23 protein-coding genes are annotated in these 20864 nt (G+C 58.7%); 11 read left to right on the top strand and 12 right to left on the bottom strand.

Features of this window, described 5'->3' with window-relative positions; all coding sequences use genetic code 11:
- Positions 1-18 precede the first annotated feature (18 nt).
- From G0Q00_RS07155 to G0Q00_RS07145, 3 genes are all read left to right on the top strand, one after another.
- On the top strand, positions 19-429 hold the full coding sequence (locus G0Q00_RS07155; protein ID WP_163037695.1) for a F0F1 ATP synthase subunit epsilon: 411 nt from the start codon (positions 19-21) through the stop codon (positions 427-429).
- Positions 430-534: 105 nt separating this feature from the next.
- Positions 535-1737 (top strand): MFS transporter, encoded by a 1203-nt coding sequence (locus tag G0Q00_RS07150; protein WP_163037693.1) that lies wholly within the window; start codon positions 535-537, stop codon positions 1735-1737.
- A gap of 60 nt (positions 1738-1797) precedes the next feature.
- On the top strand, positions 1798-2145 hold the full coding sequence (locus tag G0Q00_RS07145) for an H-type lectin domain-containing protein (RefSeq protein WP_163037691.1): 348 nt from the start codon (positions 1798-1800) through the stop codon (positions 2143-2145).
- 66 nt (positions 2146-2211) lie between these two features.
- Here the strand turns inward: G0Q00_RS07145 and G0Q00_RS07140 are convergent, their stop codons facing one another.
- Positions 2212-3225 carry a ribose-phosphate pyrophosphokinase gene (locus G0Q00_RS07140; RefSeq protein WP_163037689.1) on the bottom strand — a complete coding sequence of 338 codons (1014 nt, stop codon included), beginning with the start codon at positions 3223-3225 and terminating at the stop codon, positions 2212-2214.
- A gap of 107 nt (positions 3226-3332) precedes the next feature.
- On the opposite strand from G0Q00_RS07140, the gene G0Q00_RS07135 reads away from it, so the two are divergent.
- Together G0Q00_RS07135 and G0Q00_RS07130 are read left to right on the top strand one after the other, a co-directional pair.
- The gene (locus tag G0Q00_RS07135) at positions 3333-3932 is read left to right on the top strand and encodes a 2-hydroxychromene-2-carboxylate isomerase (protein WP_163037687.1); all 600 of its coding nucleotides are present in this window, start codon (positions 3333-3335) and stop codon (positions 3930-3932) included.
- Between the two features lie 2 nt (positions 3933-3934).
- The gene (locus tag G0Q00_RS07130) at positions 3935-4756 is read left to right on the top strand and encodes an alpha/beta fold hydrolase (protein ID WP_163037685.1); all 822 of its coding nucleotides are present in this window, start codon (positions 3935-3937) and stop codon (positions 4754-4756) included.
- 12 nt (positions 4757-4768) lie between these two features.
- Here G0Q00_RS07130 and G0Q00_RS07125 read toward each other — a convergent pair whose 3' ends face one another.
- The 7 genes from G0Q00_RS07125 to G0Q00_RS07095 form a co-directional block, all read right to left on the bottom strand.
- Entirely contained in the window at positions 4769-5818 is a 1050-nt protein-coding gene (locus G0Q00_RS07125) for a low specificity L-threonine aldolase (RefSeq protein ID WP_163037683.1), read from the bottom strand.
- A complete protein-coding gene (locus G0Q00_RS07120) occupies positions 5818-6270 on the bottom strand; it encodes a YcgN family cysteine cluster protein (protein WP_163037682.1) in 453 nt (150 codons plus the stop codon). The genes G0Q00_RS07125 and G0Q00_RS07120 overlap by 1 nt, the downstream gene beginning before the upstream one ends.
- Positions 6270-6560 carry a Dabb family protein gene (locus tag G0Q00_RS07115; protein WP_108855420.1) on the bottom strand — a complete coding sequence of 97 codons (291 nt, stop codon included), beginning with the start codon at positions 6558-6560 and terminating at the stop codon, positions 6270-6272. Before G0Q00_RS07115 ends, G0Q00_RS07120 begins: the two co-directional genes overlap by 1 nt.
- Entirely contained in the window at positions 6557-7507 is a 951-nt protein-coding gene (locus G0Q00_RS07110) for a bifunctional riboflavin kinase/FAD synthetase (protein WP_163037680.1), read from the bottom strand. Before G0Q00_RS07110 ends, G0Q00_RS07115 begins: the two co-directional genes overlap by 4 nt.
- Before the next feature lie 75 nt (positions 7508-7582).
- Positions 7583-8026 carry a MaoC family dehydratase gene (locus tag G0Q00_RS07105; protein WP_163037678.1) on the bottom strand — a complete coding sequence of 148 codons (444 nt, stop codon included), beginning with the start codon at positions 8024-8026 and terminating at the stop codon, positions 7583-7585.
- A gap of 187 nt (positions 8027-8213) precedes the next feature.
- Positions 8214-9089 carry a TIGR01459 family HAD-type hydrolase gene (locus G0Q00_RS07100; protein WP_163037676.1) on the bottom strand — a complete coding sequence of 292 codons (876 nt, stop codon included), beginning with the start codon at positions 9087-9089 and terminating at the stop codon, positions 8214-8216.
- Between the two features lie 699 nt (positions 9090-9788).
- A complete protein-coding gene (locus tag G0Q00_RS07095; RefSeq protein ID WP_163037674.1) occupies positions 9789-10709 on the bottom strand; it encodes a manganese-dependent inorganic pyrophosphatase in 921 nt (306 codons plus the stop codon).
- Positions 10710-10895: 186 nt separating this feature from the next.
- On the opposite strand from G0Q00_RS07095, the gene G0Q00_RS07090 reads away from it, so the two are divergent.
- Positions 10896-11543: a DUF2161 domain-containing phosphodiesterase gene (locus G0Q00_RS07090; RefSeq protein ID WP_370458549.1), complete on the top strand. Its 648-nt coding sequence runs from the start codon at positions 10896-10898 to the stop codon at positions 11541-11543.
- Positions 11544-11631: 88 nt separating this feature from the next.
- Here G0Q00_RS07090 and G0Q00_RS07085 read toward each other — a convergent pair whose 3' ends face one another.
- Positions 11632-12651, bottom strand: coding sequence for a TraB/GumN family protein (locus G0Q00_RS07085; RefSeq protein ID WP_163037672.1), 1020 nt, complete (start codon positions 12649-12651; stop codon positions 11632-11634).
- A gap of 202 nt (positions 12652-12853) precedes the next feature.
- Between G0Q00_RS07085 and G0Q00_RS07080 the strand changes: the two genes are divergently transcribed.
- The gene (locus G0Q00_RS07080) at positions 12854-13141 is read left to right on the top strand and encodes a co-chaperone GroES (protein WP_108855428.1); all 288 of its coding nucleotides are present in this window, start codon (positions 12854-12856) and stop codon (positions 13139-13141) included.
- Positions 13142-13193: 52 nt separating this feature from the next.
- Positions 13194-14843: a chaperonin GroEL gene (gene groL, locus G0Q00_RS07075; protein ID WP_163037670.1), complete on the top strand. Its 1650-nt coding sequence runs from the start codon at positions 13194-13196 to the stop codon at positions 14841-14843.
- A gap of 265 nt (positions 14844-15108) precedes the next feature.
- Here groL and G0Q00_RS07070 read toward each other — a convergent pair whose 3' ends face one another.
- The gene (locus tag G0Q00_RS07070) at positions 15109-15444 is read right to left on the bottom strand and encodes a cupin domain-containing protein (protein ID WP_163037668.1); all 336 of its coding nucleotides are present in this window, start codon (positions 15442-15444) and stop codon (positions 15109-15111) included.
- Positions 15445-15638: 194 nt separating this feature from the next.
- Here G0Q00_RS07070 and G0Q00_RS07065 point away from each other — a divergent pair, with 194 nt between their 5' ends.
- Together G0Q00_RS07065 and G0Q00_RS07060 are read left to right on the top strand one after the other, a co-directional pair.
- On the top strand, positions 15639-16772 hold the full coding sequence (locus tag G0Q00_RS07065) for a hypothetical protein (protein ID WP_163037666.1): 1134 nt from the start codon (positions 15639-15641) through the stop codon (positions 16770-16772).
- Positions 16773-16842: 70 nt separating this feature from the next.
- Complete coding sequence (locus tag G0Q00_RS07060) at positions 16843-17604, top strand: triacylglycerol lipase (RefSeq protein ID WP_163037664.1); 762 nt, start codon at positions 16843-16845, stop codon at positions 17602-17604.
- 34 nt (positions 17605-17638) lie between these two features.
- Here G0Q00_RS07060 and hemN read toward each other — a convergent pair whose 3' ends face one another.
- Positions 17639-18994, bottom strand: coding sequence for an oxygen-independent coproporphyrinogen III oxidase (hemN, locus tag G0Q00_RS07055; RefSeq protein ID WP_163037663.1), 1356 nt, complete (start codon positions 18992-18994; stop codon positions 17639-17641).
- 78 nt (positions 18995-19072) lie between these two features.
- Between hemN and fnrL the strand changes: the two genes are divergently transcribed.
- Positions 19073-19813, top strand: a complete 741-nt coding sequence (fnrL, locus tag G0Q00_RS07050) for a transcriptional regulator FnrL (protein ID WP_163037661.1) — start codon at positions 19073-19075, stop codon at positions 19811-19813.
- 18 nt (positions 19814-19831) lie between these two features.
- Here fnrL and G0Q00_RS07045 read toward each other — a convergent pair whose 3' ends face one another.
- On the bottom strand, positions 19832-20671 hold the full coding sequence (locus tag G0Q00_RS07045; RefSeq protein ID WP_163037659.1) for a universal stress protein: 840 nt from the start codon (positions 20669-20671) through the stop codon (positions 19832-19834).
- Positions 20672-20864: the final 193 nt, after the last annotated feature.

Here is a 20864-nt window from a genome sequence, read left to right as displayed (position 1 = left end):
CCCTGAAGGAGATCCCAAATGGCTGATACGATGCAATTCGACCTGGTGTCGCCCGAACGGAGCCTTGCTTCGCTTCAGGCAACCGCAGTTCAGCTGCCGGGTGCCGATGGCGACCTGACGGCGATGCCGAACCACGCACCGACGATCACGACGTTGCGCCCCGGTATCGTTCGCGTCGAGTCCCCCGAAGGCAATGCCGAGTTTGCAGTCACCGGTGGGTTCGCCGAAGTGACCGCCACTGGTACCTCGGTTCTGGCCGAGCGTGCACTTCCGACCTCGGAAGTGACTCAGGACGTTCTTGATGGCTTCGTTTCGGATGCGGCTGCCGCATCGGAAAACGCAACCGCCGAGAACTTGGACGAGCTGGCCAAACGCACGGTAGATATCGCTGCAATGGCAAGTGAACTGGGTCTGTCCGTGAAAGGCTAAGCCCACGGAACATGATTATCGAAAAGCCCCGCCTGAACCGGCGGGGCTTTTTGCATTTGCGCTTTCCCACGCTTCGCGTCACTGATGTGGGCAAAGGAGCGCGACATGCAAAAACGCGGTGCTATATGGTTCATTCTGGCCACCATCCTTCTGGATGCAGTGGGCATTGGGATCGTGTTTCCCATCATGCCAGACCTGATGGAGCGTGTGGGCGCGGCCAACACCGCGGATGGCGCGTTCTGGGGCGGCATACTGATGGCGTCCTATGCGGCGATGCAGTTCCTGTTTGCGCCTGTGATCGGCGGGATCTCGGACAGTCTTGGTCGACGCCCGGTGCTGCTTTTGGCATTGGCCACATTGGCCATCGACTATGTGGTCATGGCGCTGGCCACCACGTTTTGGTGGTTGTTGATCGGGCGCGTATTGGCGGGGGTCGCGGGGGCGACCTATATCACCGCGACCGCCTATCTTGCGGACATCTCGAAGCCCGAGGAGCGCGCTGCGAATTTCGGCTTGATCGGTGCCACGTTCGGCATTGGTTTTGTCATGGGGCCCGCCATTGGTGGGCTGGTCGCCAGCGTCCATATCACCGCGCCATTCTGGCTGGCCGCGGGATTGGCCGCGCTGAACGTGGCGTTTGGTCTGTTCCTGCTGCCCGAAAGCTTGGCGCCCGAGAAACGTCGCGCGTTTACAAAACGAGACCTCAACCCGTTCGGCTCGATCTTGGACGCGTTCCGTCTGCCCGGCCTCATGCTGCCGCTTCTTCTGATCTTCGCCTTCGAATTTGCCAACATGGTTTATCCGACGCTCTGGGCGTTCTGGACGCGCGAAGTGTTCGGTTGGGGCACGGCCTTGATCGGCATCTCGCTGGCGTCCTACGGGATCGCGGTGGCCTTCACACAAGGTGTCGTTATGCGGTTTATGCTGCCCAGGTTGGGAGAGTACCGCACCCTGATCTTCTCGATCGTCTGTGCGATAGCAGCATTCATTGCGTTCGGGCTGACCGGCAATGTCTGGGTGATGTTCTCGTTCATCCTTGTGGCGGCTTTGGCCGATATGGCCCCGCCGACGATGACGGCAATGATGGCCAATATGGTGTCTGAGGACCGTCAGGGGCTGCTGCAGGGCGTCATTGCCAGCCTTGGGTCAATCGCTGCCGTGATTGCGCCCATGGTGGTCACTGGCGTCTTTCAGTTTTTCGCGGATGCGGAGGCACCGATTTACCTGCCCGGCGCGCCATTTCTGCTGTCCGGATTGATCGTTGTGATCCTTCTGCCCTTCTTTTTACGTTTGAAAACTCAGCCTTAACTTGTTTTGGACATAATTTTTAGGCAAGAATTGTCTGAATTTTAAGGACTACGTTAAATTATGAAGAGAATTCGACCCCATATGCTGGGTGTGGATCAGGGCAGCAAAGTGCTGTTCTCGGACTTCGAGGATGATGGCGAAATGTGGACTGGCAGTGGTCCACGCAAAATGCGGATAGCGATCCGATTTTCTGAACCCTTCCTGACGCCGCCCACAATCACCGTGTCTATGTCGATGTGGGACATTGCTGGCGAAAGCAATCAGCGGGCAGATATCACGGCCGAGAACGTGACGGTAGGCGGGTTTGATATCCTGTTCCGGACGTGGGGTGATACGCGTGTCGCGCGCGTGCGCGCGGACTGGCTGGCAATCGGGGAAGTCCCGGATGACGCGATGTGGGATGTGTGATTCCAGACCTGACCAATAAAAAAGGGCCCCACGGGGCCCTTTCGTGTCTCTGAGATCCGGGTCGGATCAGGAGTACATGCCCTCGTAGAGCGGCTCTAGCGTGTCGTGGTCGAACAGCGACGACACCGACGTGCCACCCCAGATGTTCAGGATCGCTTGGGCAAACATCGGTGCAGTCGGAACCACGCGGATGTTTTCAGCGTCCAGAACGGGTTGGGTCGGCTCGATCGAGTCGGTGATGACCAGCGACTTCATAACCGAGTTCTGGACACGCTCGACGGCTGGGCCGGACATAACGCCGTGGGTGATGTACGAGTGCACTTCCTGCGCACCTTTCTCGATCAGAACTTCAGCAGCTTTGCACAGCGTGCCAGCCGTGTCGCAGATGTCGTCCACGATGATGCAACGCTTGCCTTCCACGTTTCCGATCACGGTCATCTCGGCCACTTCACCGGCTTTTTCGCGACGTTTGTCGACGATTGCCAGAGGGGCACCAATGCGTTTTGCCAGCTCGCGGGCGCGGGCCACACCACCAACGTCGGGCGAGATCACCATCACTTCGTCCAGGCAGTCCTTGAAGTGATGCTTCACATCCAGCGCGAAGATCGGGCTGGCATAGAGGTTGTCCACCGGAATATCAAAGAAGCCTTGGATCTGGGCGGCGTGCAGGTCCATGGTCAGAACCCGCTCGATGCCCGACTGTGCGATCAGGTTGGCCACCAGTTTGGCCGAGATCGGGGTACGGGCCTTGGTGCGGCGGTCCTGACGGGCGTAGCCGAAATACGGGATCACGGCCGTGGCCGAACGTGCCGAAGAACGACGCAGCGTGTCCGACATGATCAGAAGTTCCATCAGGTTGTCATTCGCCGGGTTCGAGGTCGACTGGATGATGAACATATCCTCGCCGCGCACGTTCTCGTAGATCTCGACAAAGACCTCTTGATCGTTGAAGCGTTCGACACGCGCGTCGACCAGCCCAACATTCGAGCCGCGATGCATAGACATGCGTTTCGCGACAGCTTCGGCCAACGGGCGGTTGGCATTGCCCGAGATAAGTTTCGGTTCGGTGATGGAAGGCATGGCAGCAGATCCCAGAATTGCTCTGTATGACAGAATCGTGACGTTGACACCCAATAGCATCGGGATAGATTTCGGGAAACAGCATTGGCGCAACAGGGGACCGAAAAATGAACCATATTGACTATTATTTCACGGTGCTTTCGCCTTGGGCCTTCTTTGGCGGTAAACGGTTCGCGCAGATCGCGGACAAACATGGCGTTTCGGTCACCTTCAAGCCCGTGGACATTGGGCAGCTTTTCACCCGCACCGGGGGGCAACTACCAAAGGATCGCCACCCGTCGCGCATGGAGTATCGCATGCAAGAGCTGAAGCGTTGGGCCAAGGCATTGGACATGCCGATCAACCTCACCCCTGCGCATTGGCCCACCAACGGCGCGCCTGCGTCTTATGCGATCATCGCGGCCCAGAACGCGGGTACGGGGGATGTAGGCGCGCTGGTCGATGCTCTGATGCGATCCATCTGGATGGACGAAAAAGATATTGCGGAAGATGCGGTGATCAAGGAGTGCCTGTCCGAGGCCGGGTTTGATCCGTCGCTGGCGGATAGCGGTCTTCTGATGGGGGCCGAGACCTATGCTCGAAACACTGACGACGCGGTGAACGACAGTGTGTTTGGATCGCCCTTCTATGTTTGCGATGATGGTGAGAAGTTTTGGGGTCAGGACCGCCTTGACCTGCTGGATGCCTATTTGGCCGAGCGGGGATAAGTATGCTGGAAGATCTGGGCGGATGCCCGACCTATTGGGACACGCAAGGCGCGGGTTCGCGCGAAGCGTTGTTCATCCACTGCTCGCTCGCACATTCCGGCGCGTGGCGCGGTGTGCGGACCGTGTTGGAGCACGATCTGACGACGCTTGCCTACGACCTTCCGGGGCATGGCCGCAGTGCCGATTGGGACGAGCAGGGCGATTATCAGGACACCGCCACGCAGGCCGCACTGGATCTTCTGGACCGTCACGCGCATGGGCCGGTTGATCTGATCGGGCACAGCTTCGGCGGTACGATTGCTTTGCGGGTGGCCCAGATGGCGCCCGACAAGGTGCGCAGCTTGACCCTGTATGAACCCGTCCTGTTCTCGGCCGCCAAAGACGATCCGGCCTATGTCGAGAACAACACCTACATGACCGGTGTCTTTGCCGACGCTATGCGTGCGGGAGACCTGATGGAGGCCGCGCGTCTATTCAACTGCCAATGGGGCAGCGATGCCGCGTGGGAAGCGCTGCCCGAGCGCTTGAGATCCGATATGGCAAAGCAGATCCACCTGATCCCGGCCGCGCGCTGTGTGACGCATGAGGACGTGCACGGGCAGGTTGCACCGGGTGCGTTGGAGAAAGTGACCCTGCCGGTTCTGCTGCTGGAAGGTGAACGCTCACCCGATCTGGTGCGTGCCGTGCATGACCGGATGCAGGCCCGGTTCCCGAATGTGCGCCGCAAGGTGATTGCCGGGGCAGGGCATATGGGGCCGATCAGCCACCCGCGCGAGGTCGCTGCATGCATTCGCGGTCACATTCTGCAGAAAGCGCTGGCCTAGGCCGCGCGCGTCCTAGCCGCGCACCAGCTCGATAAACCGATCGACGTTTTCGTCCGACATGGACCAGTCCGCGACCATGCGGGCAGTCAGGATTTCGTCGGGGTTGTCGCCTTCAAGCTGACCTTCCCAGACATAGTAAGCAGCACCCGCGTCATGCAGACGTTGGTGGCCTGCGCGGGTCCAGCCGGCAAAGCTGATATTGGCCTGCGGGTCGTGCAGGAACGTGACGCCGTCAATCTGCTTCAGCCCGCGTGCCAGACGGGCGTTGGCCGCATTCGCGCGGCCCGCCAGATCCAGCCACAGATCACCTTCCAGATAGGCCAGCATCTGCGCCGCCAGATAGCGGGTTTTCGAAAACAGATGCCCGCCACGCTTGCGGCGCAGCTCGAATTCCCACGCGTGTTTGGGGTCGAAGAAAATCACAGCCTCGACGCCCATGCAGCCGTTCTTGGTGCCGCCGAAGCTGACCACGTCCACGCCGGATTTCCACGTCATCTCGGCCGGGGTGCAGCCCAACGCGACAAGCGCATTGGCAAAGCGCGCGCCGTCCAGATGGACGGGCAGGTCGAAGGACTTGGCGACGTCGCACAGGGCTTGGAGTTCGGTCACGGAATAGACCGTCCCGCGTTCGGTCACGTTGGTGATCGACACTGGGCCACGTTGCGGGCCGTGCACGCCGCGGCTTTCCTCGCCCGCGATAGACGCGCTCAGTGCCTCGGGTGACATCTTCGCGTGCTCAGCAGGAACCAAGGTGAGTTTTGCTCCACCGGTATAGAACTCAGGCGCGTTGCACTCATCCTCGTGGATATGCGCTTGCGGAGAGCAGAAGATCGTGTCGAATGGCCGCGTCAGTGTGGCCAGCGAAATCGAGTTCGCCGCCGTACCTGTGGCCACCAGATACACCGCGGCCTCGGGCGCTTCAAAGATCTCGCGAATGCGGGCGGTGACCTGCGCCATGATGTCGTCATCCCCATAGGGCATGGCGTAGCCTTCGTTGGCGCGTGCCAAAGCGGCCATCACATTCGGGTGCACGGGACCCGTGTTGTCAGAGGCGAAAAACATCAGTGAGGCTCCTCGATCAGGTGGTCTTCCCATTCGTCTTCAGGGACTTCGAATTCTGGTACAGTCCAGCCCTGCACGCTGCGCCCGGCCTTGTGGATGCTGTCTGGATCGCCTGACACCAACGGGTGCCAGTCGTGAAGCGGTTTGCCCTCGTGCCGCAGGCGATAGGCGCAGGATGCGGGCATGAAATAGGCCGTTTCACCGATGTTTTCAGGCGTCAGGTGGATGCATTCGGGGACGAATTGCAGGCGGATGTCATATTGCGAACACCGGCACGTATCGCCATCCAGAAGGCGGCAGGCGACGCGGGTGAAGACGACCTCTCCGGTGTCTTCATCTTCCAGCTTGTTCAGACAGCATTTGCCGCAGCCATCGCACAGTGCTTCCCATTCCTGAGGCGTCAGCTGATCCAGCGGACGTTCCCAAAATTTCTTACGCAGGGACTTGCCCATCAGTCGGCCAGAAAATCGGCGGCAATCCGCATCTCGCGCAGGGGGCGGACGCGGGCAATCGATTCCTGATAGATCGGATGCGCCTTATAGGCGGCCAGCTGAGCTTCGTCCTCGAACTCGCCATAGACCACCACGTCGGGCGAGGGGCCGGGGATCGGATCCTCGAACCGGTTCTCGGCGATCTCAAGACGGATGCAGTCCGGAATGCCTTTCAAAAGCTCCAGACCTTCGCGCACGCGGTCGCGGTCTTCGGGGCGTTTGGCGGTGAAGAAAACGATATGACGGATCATGGGCGGCTCGAGAGTTGAGAGAGAATGTCGCGCGCACGTGCGCAGTCTGCGTCCATCTGGGCGATCAGGGCGTCCAGCCCATCGAACACCTCTTCCGGGCGCAGATAGTCGATCAGGGCGACAGACAGCTGTTCGCCATAGATGTCGCCCTTGAAGTCGAAAATGAAGCTTTCGATGTTGGGTAGGTTTTCCCCAAACATCGGGCGTGTGCCCATCGAAGCCGCACCACCATAAATGCCCTGATGCGGGCCGGTGAGGATTTCGACCTCGACTGCATAGACGCCGAATTTCGGCGGGTGCAGACCCGAGATCGACATGTTGGCGGTGGGGAAGCCCAGATCGCGGCCACGTTGGTCACCCCGGATCACTTCGCCATCAATGCGATGCCAATGGCCCAGCATCCGGGCCGCATCGCGTGGGCGGCCTTCGGTCAAAGCTTGGCGGATCGCGGTCGAGCTGACCTCGCCCACGTTATCCGACATCAGGGGCGCGACGGTGACACCAAAGCCCAGCTCTTTGCCAAGCGCTTCCAGAACAGCGGGCGTGCCTGCGCGGTCCTTGCCGAAATGGAAATCCGCGCCGACGAAGACATGAGTCAGGCCCAGACCTTCGACAATCACGTCGCGGGCAAACTCCTCGGGTGTCAGGGCGGACAGCGTGTCGTTGAAGCTAAGTTCAAACAGCGCCTCGATTCCCAGCTTTTCCAGCCGATGCGCGCGGGTGTCGGCGTTCATCAGGCGAAACGGTGGGGCTTTCGGGGCGAAATACTGACGCGGATGGGGTTCGAACGTCATCACGCCCAAAGGTGCACCCAGCTCGGTCGCTTTCTGGCGGGCAATGTCGATCACATACTGGTGTCCCAAATGGACACCATCGAAATTGCCGATGACAGCCGTGGCGCCTCGGTCAGATGGGTCTACAAACTGATAGTCACGAATGATCCGCATATGCTGGCATTAGCGGTCCAGCCGGACCTGTGCAAGCCCAAGGTGCCTGCGGACCAAATTCGTGAAAGCTGTGGCTTAGTCCAGCTTGGCGGACGGAGCCAGAACCTTGGCCTCGCCTTTCAGGACGGGCTTGCCGTCGACAAGGCACTCGGTCTTCAGCGTGACGCGGCGTTTGGCGTGGTCGATGTCCATCACGGTCACTTCAGCACGCACGATGTCGCCCGGGCGCACGGGGGCCAAGAAGGTCAGTTGCTGGCCCATATAGATGGTGCCATGCCCGGGCAGCTGTTCGCCAATCACGGCCGAAATCAGGCCGGCGCTGAGCATCCCGTGGGCGATGCGCCCTTGAAAGATCGTGTCTTTCGCAAAGTCGTCATCCAGATGCACCGGGTTGCGGTCGGTCGAGACCTCGGCAAACAGTTCGATGTCACGGTCGGTCACTTCTTTGACGATGTGGCGCGACATACCGATTTCCAGCTCTTCAATGCAGATCGTTCCGCGTGGGAAGTTGTCCAACATTTTGTCCTCCGGGTAACAAATGGACGAATTGTCGTCCGTATCGGTAATAACATTACTTTGCAGTTGCAGAAAAAATCAAGGGGTAATCTGCGTAGAAGTACCATGTGACGTCCGCGTCAGGTGGACGCAGGTAAACCCAAGCTTGCCGATCGGCTCCCGGTATTTACTGTAAAATCAAGGGATTATGTCAGCGTAGATAGCCAGTCGCATATGCCGGCGTGATCATCTGCGACTGGATATATTGATCCAACGCGTCTGGATCGGGCTGCGCGCGGGTTTTTGTTTCCTCACGCGCAAGGCCGCCGGTGATGAACAGAGAATCGATATCTTCGCCCAAGGCGCCTTTGATGTCGGTCGCGATGCCGTCGCCGATGGCAAGGATGCGGTTGTCCGGCACCGATTTGCCCTCGGCCACCATACGGCGTCGGGCAAGGTCATAGATCGGCGGGTGGGGCTTGCCGAAATAGAGGCTCTCGCCGCCCATCTCCGAATACATCTGCGCGATGGCGCCCGCGCACCATTCGCGCGCTTCGCCGCGATCCACGATGATGTCGGGATTGGCGCAGAGCAGCTTGGCCCCGCGCTGTTTCGCCATCAGAAGATCCGCACGCCATGTGTCGGGATCCGCCATCGGGTCGAAGGGGCCGCAGCAGACAATGCCCTCGGCCTCGGCCACGGGAACGCGGGTGATGTCGACGGGCGTGTCGATCACCTCCATCGGTTCGAAGAAACCGGCGTCACGCTCCCATTCGCCCATGAAAAAGACCTTGTTGCCCACAGCGCCCGTGAACATCGCGGCCCGCGCGCTGTCGCCCGACGTCGCGATGGTGTCATAGCAATCCGAGGGTACGCCGAATTCCGGCAATTGCTCCATCACGCCAGCACGCGGTTTGGGCGAGTTCGTGACAAGCACCACAAAGCCCCCATTCGCGCGATAGGCGCGCAGGGCGGCCACAGCCTCGTCAAATGCGGTGATGCCGTTGTGCACACAACCCCAGAGATCGACGAACAGCGCGTCATAGTTCGCGGAAATCTCGGACAGGCTAGTGATGATACGGGTCATGGCGCGGTCTCCTTAGTTGCTGGAGATATGGCAGAGGGGAGGCGGGGTGGCTAGGGGGAGGAAGAAATTTGGTTCCCGCCCGGTCGACAGACCGGGCAGCGCCCGACCGCCTCCATGGGCGGGCGCTTCACGCCCACCCGCGGTCAGGCGTTGCCTTGTGTATCTCCTGATTGGATCGGACTTATATCAACCAACTCTGAAGGGGTGGCGCGGATTTCGTAAGATGAATTCCTCAACCTTTGAGAGCCGTTCCGGCAGTTTCTCAGCGTCTGGATAGCTTCTATAGCTGTTGAAGCGAAAGCCGGCGCTCCAAAGCCGCTTTGCTTTCTCCCACTGTTCAAGATTAGATTTGCTGGGGGTTTTGAACGAGCGACCCATCGAAAAGACCTCGCCCCTACACTCGGGGCAAGTCTTACCGCTATCGACTGGGTTCATCTTCCAAGATTTTCTACAGTCGAAACAAGCGTGAGCGATTAGATACTCGGCACCACGGTGTGACGAGCCCTCTGAAGCGCTGGGCAGCTTTCTGCTTCCGCTTGCGCGACGAAGTGCCATTCGTCGAGCCTTTTCGTTTCGGTCTGTCATAGGATGACTCTGCACGCAGTTGGAGAGTTTGCAATGGCAATGTTGCAGTCGTTACTGCAAGAAAAAAGCCCGCGCAAATGCGCGGGCCTTCTCAAATCATACGTCCAATCTGACTTAAACAGCCAGGTTCGGAATGATCTGCTTTTTGCGGCTCATGATGCCGGGCAGGACCACGGCGTCGCCCTCAACGGTGGCGCCAAAGCTCTTTTCAGCTACGCCTTTGACTACGTCGTTCGGGATCAGCAGGGTGGCTTCTTCCTTCAGGATGTCCACGACGAACAGCAGAACCTCGTCCACGCCGTCTTCGGCAGCGACGGTTTTGAAGGTCTCGATCAGGCTTTCTTTGCGGCCAAGCGGGATTTCCGGGGCGGTGGTTTCCAGAACCGACACGCGGAACTTGGTGCCCGACACTTCGTATTCTTTCGAGTCCATGCGGATCAGTTCAGCGTCCGAAAATTCGGACACGTCCGACTTGGCGGCGAACATCTCGGCTGCGTATTCGGTGACGTTCACACCCAGATCAGCGGCCAGAGCGGCGACGACTTCGCGGTCACGGTCGGTGGTGGTGGGCGAGCGGAATTCCAGCGTGTCCGACAGGATGCAGGTCAGGGCCGCACCCTTGATGTTTTCCGGCATCTTCGCGGCGTCGTCGCCCATCAGGTCGTACATGATGGTCGCGGTGCAAGCCAGCGGACGGATGGTGATGTCGATCGGGCCTTTGGTTTCCAGACCGCCAACCAGCTTGTGGTGGTCGATGATCGCCTGAACGTCTGCGCCGTTGATGTTGGCGGGCAGCTCGGCCGGGTTGTTGGTGTCGACGATGACGCAGGGCTGGTCGTCGGCCACGTCCTCGATGATGTCCAGCATGTCAAAGCCCCAGCGCTTCAGCATAAAGGCGGCTTCGGTGTTGGGCTGGCCCAGCAGAACCGGCTTGGCGTCAACGCCTTTCACTTCATTCAGGTACCAAGCCCAAACCAGCGGCGAGCCGGTCGAGTCGGTGTCAGGCGATTTGTGGCCGAATACGAGGGTGGTCATATGCATCATCCGTCTATGTGTGATCGTGTTGCGTGCCTTATAGAAAGGCCGTTGCGCCTTGTCATCCCTGATAGGGCCAACATCTGTGCAGCTGCAGAAAACCTGTCATGTGTTGCACGCAAACCCCTTGCGGTTCTGGTGTCGCGTGGTGAAACTGTCGGGACTTCCGTTCGAAAGCGTGCCCCTGTGAGCAAACCCGCCGAAACCGATCTGTATGCCCCCGTCAAAACGTGGCTTGAGGGGCTTGGCTATGAGGTCAAGGCCGAGGTCGGGGCGGCAGACGTGGTCGCTCTGCGTGATGGCGACGATGTGCCGGTGATTGTCGAACTGAAGGCGGGGTTTTCGCTGACCTTGTTGCAGCAGGCCGTCGCACGGCAGGCGATCAGCGATCTGGTCTATGTGGCTGTGCCGCACTGGTCGGGCAAGCCGGGGTGGCGGGCGTTCAAGGGGAATGTTGGGCTGTGCAAGCGGTTAGGGCTGGGCGTTGTCTCGGTCCGGCTAAAAGATGGGTTTGTGCAGGTCCATGCCGATCCGGGCCCGTTTCAGCCGCGCAAGTCGAAGGTGAAGACCGGGCGGCTGTTGTCCGAGTTCGCCCGGCGTGAAGGGGATCCGAACACCGGCGGCACCAACGGCAAGCTTGTCACCGCCTATCGTCAGGATGCCGAGAAGCTGCGTGCCTATCTGACTGAACATGGACCCAGCCGCGGGGCCGAGGTCGCCAAAGCGACAGGGGTCGAGAAGGCGACCAATATGATGGCGATTAATCACTATGGCTGGTTCGAGCGGGTTGAACGCGGGGTGTACGATCTGACAGAAGAGGGGCGGTCTGTGTGAACGCTCTGATTTGGACAGCAAGCGGATGGTCGCGCTTACTGTCTGGATAGACCTCCAAATGGGTCGGCGCTGTGAGGTGCCACTTGGTTCAATGCCCAGCAAGGCTGATGCGGGTCAGGGTCCAGCCATCACCCTCAAACATGGATAGCAATCCGTTCTCTCGCGGCAGGTGGGCCGAGCCGACCGCGATCACCACATGCTCCATTGCGTCCTCGGCCAAAATTCGGGCCATCCAGTCTCGATTGCGCTGGTCCAGAAGCGTGACCATCATTTCGTCGATTGCGGCCTCCAACCAGTCTTCACGCTTAAGTTCTTTAGCTTTCTCGCGCCCGGCCTGAAAACCATATTCCCATCCCAGCATGAAATTCTCCTGAAAATACGTGTCTATCAGGGTCACGATGATTGCAGGGTCGTGGTCCAGCATCAGGATGGATGCCTCGAAATCCTTGACCTGTTCATCCAAGGGATCCCCCGAAAACATGTCCAGCAGCGCAACCGGATCATCCAGACTTGTACGTTCGACACCCAGTTCTTGCGCGATGGTTTCGATCTGGTGATCAAGACCCTGCTGGCCTTGCATCATGCTTTCGAACGCGCAGGGCGAGAGCGCCAGATTGAGACCCAAGAACCAAGGTTGCACACGAGGCAACGCTTCAGGAGGAATGCCAAGATGCGGCAACGCTTCCATTGTTTGAACAAGCTTGTTCCACGAATCTTCAGAGAGGCGTTCATCAAGTCCGGGCCCGTCGGTAATCACCATGCGATTTGGATCTGAGACCAGCATCATCTGAAAGTCGGCGGCGTCTTCGGATGCCAGTTCCAACATCAACAGATCCGCCTCTTGCAGATAGGATTTGACCTGAGTGGCGACAGCTTCAAGGCGGGGATCATAAATGTGTATGGTGCCAACGATTGTCCGCACTTTGTTGTCTTTTCGCGCTTGCCAGATGACGCCTTCCGAATACGGAGTGTCGTCGACTTTTGAGCGGATCGCGTCTCGGGCGGTTTGCGGTAAGTTTTCAAAGCCATTTTCGCCGGTGCATAGGGCTGATGCCGGAGAAGAAAACAGAAACGCGGCAATGGTCGCGGTAAGGGGTAAAAAACGCATTTGAAACTCCTGCACTGCTCTCGGTGACATTAGGGGGTCGCGCTGCAACTGCAAATGATGATTGCGAGATTGCTGCGATGCGGCGACGAAAGTTTACCCACATTCATTGACTCCCCCCAAAGCCAGTCCTAACTATGCGCCGTTAGCACTCGCACCAGGTGAGTGCTAAAGGAACGTAAACTGAGCTTAGGGAGTCTCAGAAATGGCTTTTACCCCGCTGCATGACCGCGTGCTTGTTCGCCGCGTTGAGAGCGACGAGAAAACCGCTGGTGGTCTGATCATTCCGGAAAGCGCCAAGGAAAAACCGGCTGAAGGTCTGGTTGTGGCCGTAGGCGCTGGCGCCAAGGACGACGATGGCGATCGCATCGCGATGGACGTCAAAGAAGGCGACAAGATCCTTTTCGGCAAATGGTCGGGCACCGAAATCACCGTCGACGGTGAAGAGCTGCTGATCATGAAAGAAGCTGACATCATGGGCATCCTGTCCTGATCGTCTGCTGACTGAATTATCTGAATTACACGAATTTACTGGAGTAAGCTAAATGGCTGCTAAGGACGTAAAGTTCGACACCGATGCCCGCAATGCAATGCTGCGTGGCGTCAACGTACTGGCTGACGCTGTCAAAGTGACCCTGGGCCCGAAAGGCCGCAACGTGGTACTGGACAAGTCGTTCGGCGCACCCCGCATCACCAAAGATGGTGTGTCGGTTGCCAAAGAGATCGAGCTGGAAGACAAGTTCGAAAACATGGGCGCGCAGATGGTCAAAGAAGTGGCTTCGCGCACCAATGATGAAGCCGGCGACGGCACCACCACTGCTACCGTTCTGGCTCAAGCCATCGTGCGCGAAGGTCTGAAGCAGGTTGCTGCTGGCCTGAACCCGATGGATCTGAAGCGCGGCATCGACCTGGCGACTGCCAAGGTTGTTGAAGGCATCAAAGCCTCGGCACGTGACGTTGCAGACAGCGACGAAGTTGCTCAGGTTGGCACCATCTCGGCCAACGGCGAAGCTGAAATCGGCCAGCAGATCGCAGACGCGATGCAGAAAGTTGGCAACGAAGGCGTTATCACTGTTGAAGAAAACAAGGGTCTGGAAACCGAGACCACTGTTGTTGAAGGCATGCAGTTCGACCGCGGCTACCTGTCGCCCTACTTCGTGACCAACCCCGACAAGATGATCGCTGATCTGGACGACTGTCTGGTTCTGCTGCACGAGAAGAAACTGTCGTCGCTGCAGTCGATGGTTCCGCTGCTCGAGCAGGTGATCCAGTCGCAGAAGCCGCTGCTGATCATTGCTGAGGACGTTGAAGGCGAAGCTCTGGCAACTCTGGTTGTCAACAAGCTGCGCGGCGGTCTGAAAATCGCGGCTGTTAAGGCTCCGGGCTTTGGCGATCGTCGTAAAGCCATGCTGCAGGACATCGCGATCCTGACTGGTGGTCAAGTGATCTCGGAAGATCTGGGCATGAAGCTCGAGTCCGTGACCATGGACATGTTGGGCACCGCCAAGAAGATCGAAATCACCAAAGACGAAACAACCATCGTTGACGGTGCTGGCGAGAAAGCCGAGATCGAAGCACGTGTTGCTCAGATCCGCGCCCAAGCCGAAGAAACCTCGTCGGACTACGACCGTGAGAAGCTGCAAGAGCGCGTTGCCAAACTGGCAGGCGGTGTTGCTGTGATCCGCGTTGGCGGCATGACTGAAGTGGAAGTGAAAGAGCGTAAGGACCGTGTGGACGATGCTCTGAACGCGACCCGCGCTGCTGTTCAGGAAGGCGTCATCGTTGGTGGTGGTGTTGCTCTGGTTCAGGCAGGCAAGGCTCTGGCTGGTCTGGAAGGTGCGAACTCGGATCAGAACGCTGGTATCGTTATCGTGCGTAAAGCTATCGAAGCACCGCTGCGTCAGATTGCTGAAAACGCTGGCGTCGACGGCGCTGTTGTGGCTGGCAAAGTGCGCGAGTCGGACGACACCGCATTCGGCTTCAACGCTCAGACCGAAGAATATGGCGACATGTTCTCGTTCGGTGTGATCGATCCGGCCAAAGTAACCCGTACCGCTCTGGAAGATGCGGCATCGGTTGCTGGTCTGCTGATCACCACCGAAGCCATGGTTGCTGACAAGCCGTCGAAAGACGGTGGCGCTGGCGCCGGCATGCCCGACATGGGCGGCATGGGCGGCATGGGCGGCATGATGTAATCAGAATTCGCTAGTCGAATTCTGATGGCGTTAGGCGAATTCCCAACGGGAAATCGCCGAAAGCCCACCAGCCCTACGAAATTAGGCAAAGGCGTCCTTCGGGGCGCCTTTGTTGCGTTCAGCGCTGTTGGCGCCGGACAGGAAATCAGCTGTGTTTCGAGATGCCACAGAGTGGCACCTTCAAACCCCAGAAAATTGAGAAAATGGCGGTTGTTAAGCCGCCTCGTCATTCTCACAAACGGATTTTCAGGGGGGATATGGGGCGTTAGCCTTGTAGCGGGTATCGATCAGGCTCTTCAAAGACATCAATAACCTTGGTGCCTGCCTTGATGTCACCGCCATGTTCTACCCCATCTGGAATGGAATAGCTGTCACCGGGGCCATAGATCTTGGTTTCCCCGCCAATCGTCAGTTTAACCTCTCCCTGCAACACCGTGCCCCATTGCGCCTTGTGGGAATGCATCGGCAGCGTGAAGTCCTGGTAAAACTCGAAAAACACCGCCAGGCCGGCGTCGGAGCGGATGGCGAAAGATTTCACAATCTCGTCCGAGAAGGGCACATCAAGCGACGGAAAGGCGCGAATGAAGCTGGGGTAGTCCATGAAAGGGTCCAATCAATTAGATGAAGAAATGGAGTCTGATCTTATCAAAACTAGCACAGAGTCCTGCTTTTGGGGATTCGCATTTGGCAAGTAGGCGGGGCGCACGGACAAAGTTCGCATTGCCCCCTTACAACTTCTAACAATTCCACTTATGTTAACGCCCATAACATCACTTTTATTGGCAAGGGACAGCCATGTTTCGTTCATTCCTTCTTCTGTGCGCCACACTGATCGCAACCCCCAGCCTCGCGGATGAGGAGTATCGCTTCGGCGATGATGCCTACATTGCGGGGGACAACGTGACCCTGTCGGGAGACGCTGTGGATGACGCTTTTGTGGTCGGCAACACGATTGTGGTTTCGGCCCCGGTAAGCGGCAGCGCACATGCGGGGGGACGTTCGGTGTCGATCTCGGCCCCGGTGGGGCAGAGCCTTTACGCGGCGGGGATGAATGTGAACGTCTCGGCCCCGGTTGGTGGGGATGCACAGCTTCTGGGCGATACGGTTCTGGTGACGGCACCGATTTCTGGCGATCTACGCCTTGGCGCGCAGCGGGCCGAAATCACGGCCTCGATCGGTGATGACGCGCTGATCGCGGCCGAACATATCCTGCTGACCGAAACCATTGCGGGCGACGCCAGCCTGTCCACGAAAACCATCAGTTTCGGTGAGAACGCCCGGATCGAGGGCACGCTGTATCTGTATGCGGATGAACCGGATGCGATTGAGATCCCGGCCCATGTCGTGCCGGCAGATCGGATCGAGCGTCACGACGCAGATGCATTTGATCCGGCGGCGGATCCCGAAGGGGGCGCAACCGCAGAAGCTAGCGGCGGCTGGATGTCGTGGCTGGGCGGCAAAGTGACCTCGATCCTGATCCTGACCGCACTGGCGACCCTGATTGCGGCTCTGGCACCGGGTTTCCTGATGAACCTGCGTGAGCGCACCCTTGAAACCCCGATGCGCGCGTTGTGGATGGGCTTTCTGTCGATTTCGGCATTGGCCGGGTCGCTGTTCCTGTTCGCCTTGACGGGCTATGGTATCTTGCTGGTTCCGGCGTCGATCGTATTGGCGGTGTTGCTGGGCGTCGCGGGCTATGTGATTGGCAGCTATATTCTGGGCGTCGGCGTGATGAGTGCACTGAGCCGCCCGCTTCCGGAAACCCTGTCCGAACGTGCCATTGCGGCAGCTGTCGGCGCAGTGGCCGTGACGCTGCTGGCCCTGATCCCGGTGATTGGATGGATCGGCGTGTTGGCTGTAGCGATCGTCGGGGCAGGCGCCCTGATCATCCGCTGGTTCGCGCCGGGCTTCCACACCGAGGTGCGCTAAACCGTGCCCATCGGGCGCGCGTTTGGCCTATCGGCTCGAACCCCTGTGTTGATACGAGTATTCTGAAGCCATGAGAGTGACCGCTGTTATTGCCCTTCTGATGACGTTCATCAGCGCGCTTCCCGCCCGTGCGGATTGCGTGGTGCTGTTGCATGGTCTTGCGCGGTCGGCCTCGTCCATGTGGGTGATGGAGGAAGCGCTTGAGGCCGAGGGCTATAAGGTGGTCAACCTTGGCTACCCGTCAACCAAGGCCGAAATTCCGGTTCTGGCCAATGTGGCCATCCCCCCTGCGGTCGAGGCCTGCGGGGACGAGCGGTTGCATTTCGTGACGCACTCGATGGGCGGCATCCTTGTGCGCGTCTGGTTGGACGATAATCATCCTAAGAATCTTGGGCGCGTTGTAATGCTGGCCCCGCCCAATCAAGGCTCGCAACTGGTGGATGAGTTCGCCGAACTGGAGCCTTTCGAATGGATCAACGGTCCTGCCGGATTGCAGCTGGGCACGGGTCAGGACTCGGTTCCCAATCAAACGGGAAGCGCCCAGTTCGAACTGGGCGTGATCGCCGGAAACCGATCGCTGAACCCGATCTATTCGGCGGTGATCGACGGCGCGGATGACGGGAAGGTCTCGGTCGAAAGCACACGGGTCGAAGGGATGGACGACCACATCACCCTACCGGTGACCCACACCTTCATGATGGTGAACCCGTTGGTAATCACGCAGGTCGAAAGCTTCCTACGTGATGGAAAGTTCGAACACGGGCTGACTCTGGCCGATGTGTTGGACCGAATCGCAATCGAGGCGGGCTATCGCAAAAAATCCCCAGAGTGACGGCGTTCGTCACCGAAGGTAGTTCAGGCGGCGATTACACCGCCTGACTATGTCCGCTTTCATTCATCTCGTATGCGTCAAAGTGGCGGGCGATGATGCGTGCAAGCGGGCGGGATTCGTCGCGGATGGTCAGCACGTTGTCCACCAGATCCGTCGTTCCAGGCATCGCTTCTTCAAGACCATCGACCCACTCAAGCAGGGTCCCTACCGGCAGGGATTGCTCCTTGGCCAGTGCGGCCAGATCGGCACGGAAATAGCACAAAAGCTCTTCGATCACGCGGCCTCGCGCGATGTCATCACCTGTAAACGTGTGCCCTTTGGCGGCGGTCAGCTGCCCGTCACGCGCAGCAGCTTGATATTTGGCGGTGGCTGGCTGGTTCTGCACATAGCCCTGCGGATAGCGCGCGATCGAGCTTGCGCCCACGCCCATCAACACCTCGGACGCGTCCTCGGTATAGCCTTGGAAGTTCCGCTTCATCGTGCCGGCTTTATGCGCTTTCGCCAGACCATCCGTGGGCAGGGCGAAGTGGTCGATGCCGATCTCGTCATAACCGCTGGCTACGAACAGATCGCGGGCGGTGTTGAACAGGTCGAGACGCTCTTCGGCCGAGGGCAGGGCCTCGGTCGGGATAAGGGTCTGGCGGCGTGCCATCCACGGGACGTGGGCATAGCCGAACAGGGCCACGCGGTCCGGGCCAAGGCTGATCAGCTTTTCAACCGAATCTGTGACACGTGCGACATTCTGGTGGGGTAGGCCGTACAGAATATCCATATTCAGGCTGTCGATCCCACGGGCGCGCAGACCGTCCACGGCGTCCTTGGTGATTTCATAGCTTTGGGGACGCCCGATAACCTCTTGGATCATCGGGTCAAAATCCTGCACGCCAATCGACGCACGGTTCATGCCAGCCGCAGCCAGCGCGTCCAGACGGGCGTCATCAACTTCCGATGGGTCAATCTCGACCGAGAACTGTGCGCCTTCGGCAAGCGGCATTGTGTTCAGAATGGCTGCGGTCAGATCGGCAATCATCTCTGGCTGCAGCAGGGTCGGGGTTCCGCCACCCCAATGCAGGTGTTCGATCTCGATCCCCGGTGCCAGCAGCGATTTGATCGTCGCCAGTTCCGCTTTTAGCGTGTCGACATAGGCGGCAACGGGCTCGGCCGTCGATGTGCCTTGGGTGCGACAGGCGCAAAACCAACACAGGCGTCGGCAAAACGGAATGTGTACATAAAGCGAAACCTTGTTGCCCGACGGAATCGCGCCAATCCAATTGGCAAGCGTATTGGAACCGAAGCCTGCCTTGAAATGAGGAGAGGTCGGATAGCTGGTATATCGGGGGACTCGCGCGTCAAAAAGACCAAGGCGTTTCAGTTGCGTAAGTGTCTGCATTCGAATACGCTGTAACACTAAACGCGCTGCATACTTTGATCAGGATCAAAGCAGGATATTTATCTTGTTCAGGAAACCATGAACGATACCAGTTTCAACCCAAGAGATTGCGGAACGTGCCCGATTCGCCACCGTGCCGTGTGTTCGCGCTGTGAGCCGGATGAGTTGGAGCATCTGGACGACATCAAGTATTATCGCACCTATGAAGCAGGCCAGCCTGTCATCTGGGCGGGGGACCCGATGGAGTTCGTGGCCAGCGTCGTCACCGGGATCGCAACCCTGAGCCAGACGATGGAAGACGGGCGGACCCAAATGGTCGGCTTGTTGCTGCCGTCTGACTTCATTGGCCGTCCGGGACGTGAACAAGCGCCGTTCGATGTGGTTGCCGTCACCGACCTGACCCTGTGCTGTTTCCGCAAGAAGCCTTTTGAAAATCTGATGGGCTCGACCCCGTCGATCGGTGGACGGCTGTTGCAGATGACGCTGGACGAACTGGACAGCGCGCGGGAATGGATGCTGGTTCTGGGGCGCAAAACCGCGCGTGAAAAGATTGCCAGCCTTCTGATGATTATCGCGCGCCGGGATGCTGCGTTGCATAAACGGCTGCCCAAAGATGGTATGGAATTCGATCTGCCGCTGACGCGCGAAGCGATGGCAGACTATCTTGGTCTGACGCTTGAAACGGTCAGTCGCCAGATCTCGGCGCTGAAAAAGGCTGGAGTGATCCAGCTTCAGGGCAAGCGCCAAGTGCACATCCCCGACCTGCAAAGACTGGTGTCCGAGACCGGGGATGATATCGACGGCGGTCACATTTTCTAAACCGCCGTCTGTTTGGTTTTAGTGTGCCATCAGTACCGGAACTGCTGCAATTTCAAGCATATGCCGGGTGGCGCCGCCCAGAATGGATTCGCGGAACCGCGAGTGGCCATAGGCCCCCATCACGATCAAATCTGCATTCTTGTCACTGGCGTGGCGGTTCAGAATGTCCGCGATGCGCGGCATGGTCTTGGCCAGAACTGACACCTCTGCCCGGATGCCGTGACGCGCCAGCATCTGGCTAAGTGCGCCGCCGGGGTCTGAGCGTTCGGGCCCATGCTGTGGCGGATCAATGACAGCGATCGAGATCGATTCGGCGGCCTTCAGGAACGGCATGGCCGCGCGAATCGCACGCAGCGATTCGGAGCTTTCATTCCATGCGATCACTACATTTGTGGGCGGTTCCGACATAGACACCTCATCTGGCAGCACAAGAGCCGGTACGCCGCCGTCGAACATGGCGCTTTCGATAATGGCCTCGGCATTGTGGCCACGGCCTTCGCCATAGGGGCGGGGCAGGATGACCAGATCCGCGAATCGAGAGCGATGCGCCACCACATGGTTCAGCGTGACCGATTGAGTGGCCAGTGCCGTGGTCGACCACGGCATTACATTCGATGCAAGAATCTGCCGGATGTCTTGTTCCAGCGCTTCGATGTCCTCGCGGACTTGGGAAAGGTTGTCTTGCACCATCATCGCGGATGCCCCGGCATAGTAAAACCCTTGCTGTGAAGGGTCGATGCCAAGGCATAAGGCCTCAAGATGTGCGTCGAAACGCTCGGACAGACAGCGTGCAGTATCCAGCGCAGGGCGGAACCGCGTGTCGTCTGATATGATTGTCATAATCGTTTTGTAGTCCATGTCAGGCCTCCAGCGAATGTCACTAAAAGGGTGCCAAGCCTTCACCTGTGACGCTTTGACATGGGTCAAGCGCCGAAATCTGCCCGGGTGCGGCAAGTTTTGACATGGATCAAGGCGAGGGGCTGGGGTTAAGTCCAAACCGACGAAAGTCGATAGGTGCCCCGAGTCTATTTAGGGTCAAGTGGGCACAAGA

Source organism: Aliiroseovarius sp. PrR006 (assembly GCF_010500215.1).
In the GTDB taxonomy this organism is placed as follows: Bacteria; Pseudomonadota; Alphaproteobacteria; order Rhodobacterales; family Rhodobacteraceae; genus Aliiroseovarius.
Note: the sequence above shows the minus strand (reverse complement) of the source record. Positions and strands in the feature narration are given on the sequence as shown.

What these genes read in the sequence shown, in the direction of transcription:
- G0Q00_RS07155 (WP_163037695.1), top strand. Translation starts at nt 19, where the DNA reads ATGGCTGATACGATGCAATTCGACCTGGTGTCGCCCGAACGGAGCCTT.
- G0Q00_RS07150 (WP_163037693.1), top strand. Translation starts at nt 535, where the DNA reads ATGCAAAAACGCGGTGCTATATGGTTCATTCTGGCCACCATCCTTCTG.
- G0Q00_RS07145 (WP_163037691.1), top strand. Translation starts at nt 1,798, where the DNA reads ATGAAGAGAATTCGACCCCATATGCTGGGTGTGGATCAGGGCAGCAAA.
- G0Q00_RS07140 (WP_163037689.1), bottom strand. Translation starts at nt 3,225, where the DNA reads ATGCCTTCCATCACCGAACCGAAACTTATCTCGGGCAATGCCAACCGC.
- G0Q00_RS07135 (WP_163037687.1), top strand. Translation starts at nt 3,333, where the DNA reads ATGAACCATATTGACTATTATTTCACGGTGCTTTCGCCTTGGGCCTTC.
- G0Q00_RS07130 (WP_163037685.1), top strand. Translation starts at nt 3,935, where the DNA reads ATGCTGGAAGATCTGGGCGGATGCCCGACCTATTGGGACACGCAAGGC.
- G0Q00_RS07125 (WP_163037683.1), bottom strand. Translation starts at nt 5,818, where the DNA reads ATGTTTTTCGCCTCTGACAACACGGGTCCCGTGCACCCGAATGTGATG.
- G0Q00_RS07120 (WP_163037682.1), bottom strand. Translation starts at nt 6,270, where the DNA reads ATGGGCAAGTCCCTGCGTAAGAAATTTTGGGAACGTCCGCTGGATCAG.
- G0Q00_RS07115 (WP_108855420.1), bottom strand. Translation starts at nt 6,560, where the DNA reads ATGATCCGTCATATCGTTTTCTTCACCGCCAAACGCCCCGAAGACCGC.
- G0Q00_RS07110 (WP_163037680.1), bottom strand. Translation starts at nt 7,507, where the DNA reads ATGCGGATCATTCGTGACTATCAGTTTGTAGACCCATCTGACCGAGGC.
- G0Q00_RS07105 (WP_163037678.1), bottom strand. Translation starts at nt 8,026, where the DNA reads ATGTTGGACAACTTCCCACGCGGAACGATCTGCATTGAAGAGCTGGAA.
- G0Q00_RS07100 (WP_163037676.1), bottom strand. Translation starts at nt 9,089, where the DNA reads ATGACCCGTATCATCACTAGCCTGTCCGAGATTTCCGCGAACTATGAC.
- G0Q00_RS07095 (WP_163037674.1), bottom strand. Translation starts at nt 10,709, where the DNA reads ATGACCACCCTCGTATTCGGCCACAAATCGCCTGACACCGACTCGACC.
- G0Q00_RS07085 (WP_163037672.1), bottom strand. Translation starts at nt 12,651, where the DNA reads ATGCGTTTTTTACCCCTTACCGCGACCATTGCCGCGTTTCTGTTTTCT.
- G0Q00_RS07080 (WP_108855428.1), top strand. Translation starts at nt 12,854, where the DNA reads ATGGCTTTTACCCCGCTGCATGACCGCGTGCTTGTTCGCCGCGTTGAG.
- groL (WP_163037670.1), top strand. Translation starts at nt 13,194, where the DNA reads ATGGCTGCTAAGGACGTAAAGTTCGACACCGATGCCCGCAATGCAATG.
- G0Q00_RS07070 (WP_163037668.1), bottom strand. Translation starts at nt 15,444, where the DNA reads ATGGACTACCCCAGCTTCATTCGCGCCTTTCCGTCGCTTGATGTGCCC.
- G0Q00_RS07065 (WP_163037666.1), top strand. Translation starts at nt 15,639, where the DNA reads ATGTTTCGTTCATTCCTTCTTCTGTGCGCCACACTGATCGCAACCCCC.
- G0Q00_RS07060 (WP_163037664.1), top strand. Translation starts at nt 16,843, where the DNA reads ATGAGAGTGACCGCTGTTATTGCCCTTCTGATGACGTTCATCAGCGCG.
- hemN (WP_163037663.1), bottom strand. Translation starts at nt 18,994, where the DNA reads ATGCAGACACTTACGCAACTGAAACGCCTTGGTCTTTTTGACGCGCGA.
- fnrL (WP_163037661.1), top strand. Translation starts at nt 19,073, where the DNA reads ATGAACGATACCAGTTTCAACCCAAGAGATTGCGGAACGTGCCCGATT.
- G0Q00_RS07045 (WP_163037659.1), bottom strand. Translation starts at nt 20,671, where the DNA reads ATGGACTACAAAACGATTATGACAATCATATCAGACGACACGCGGTTC.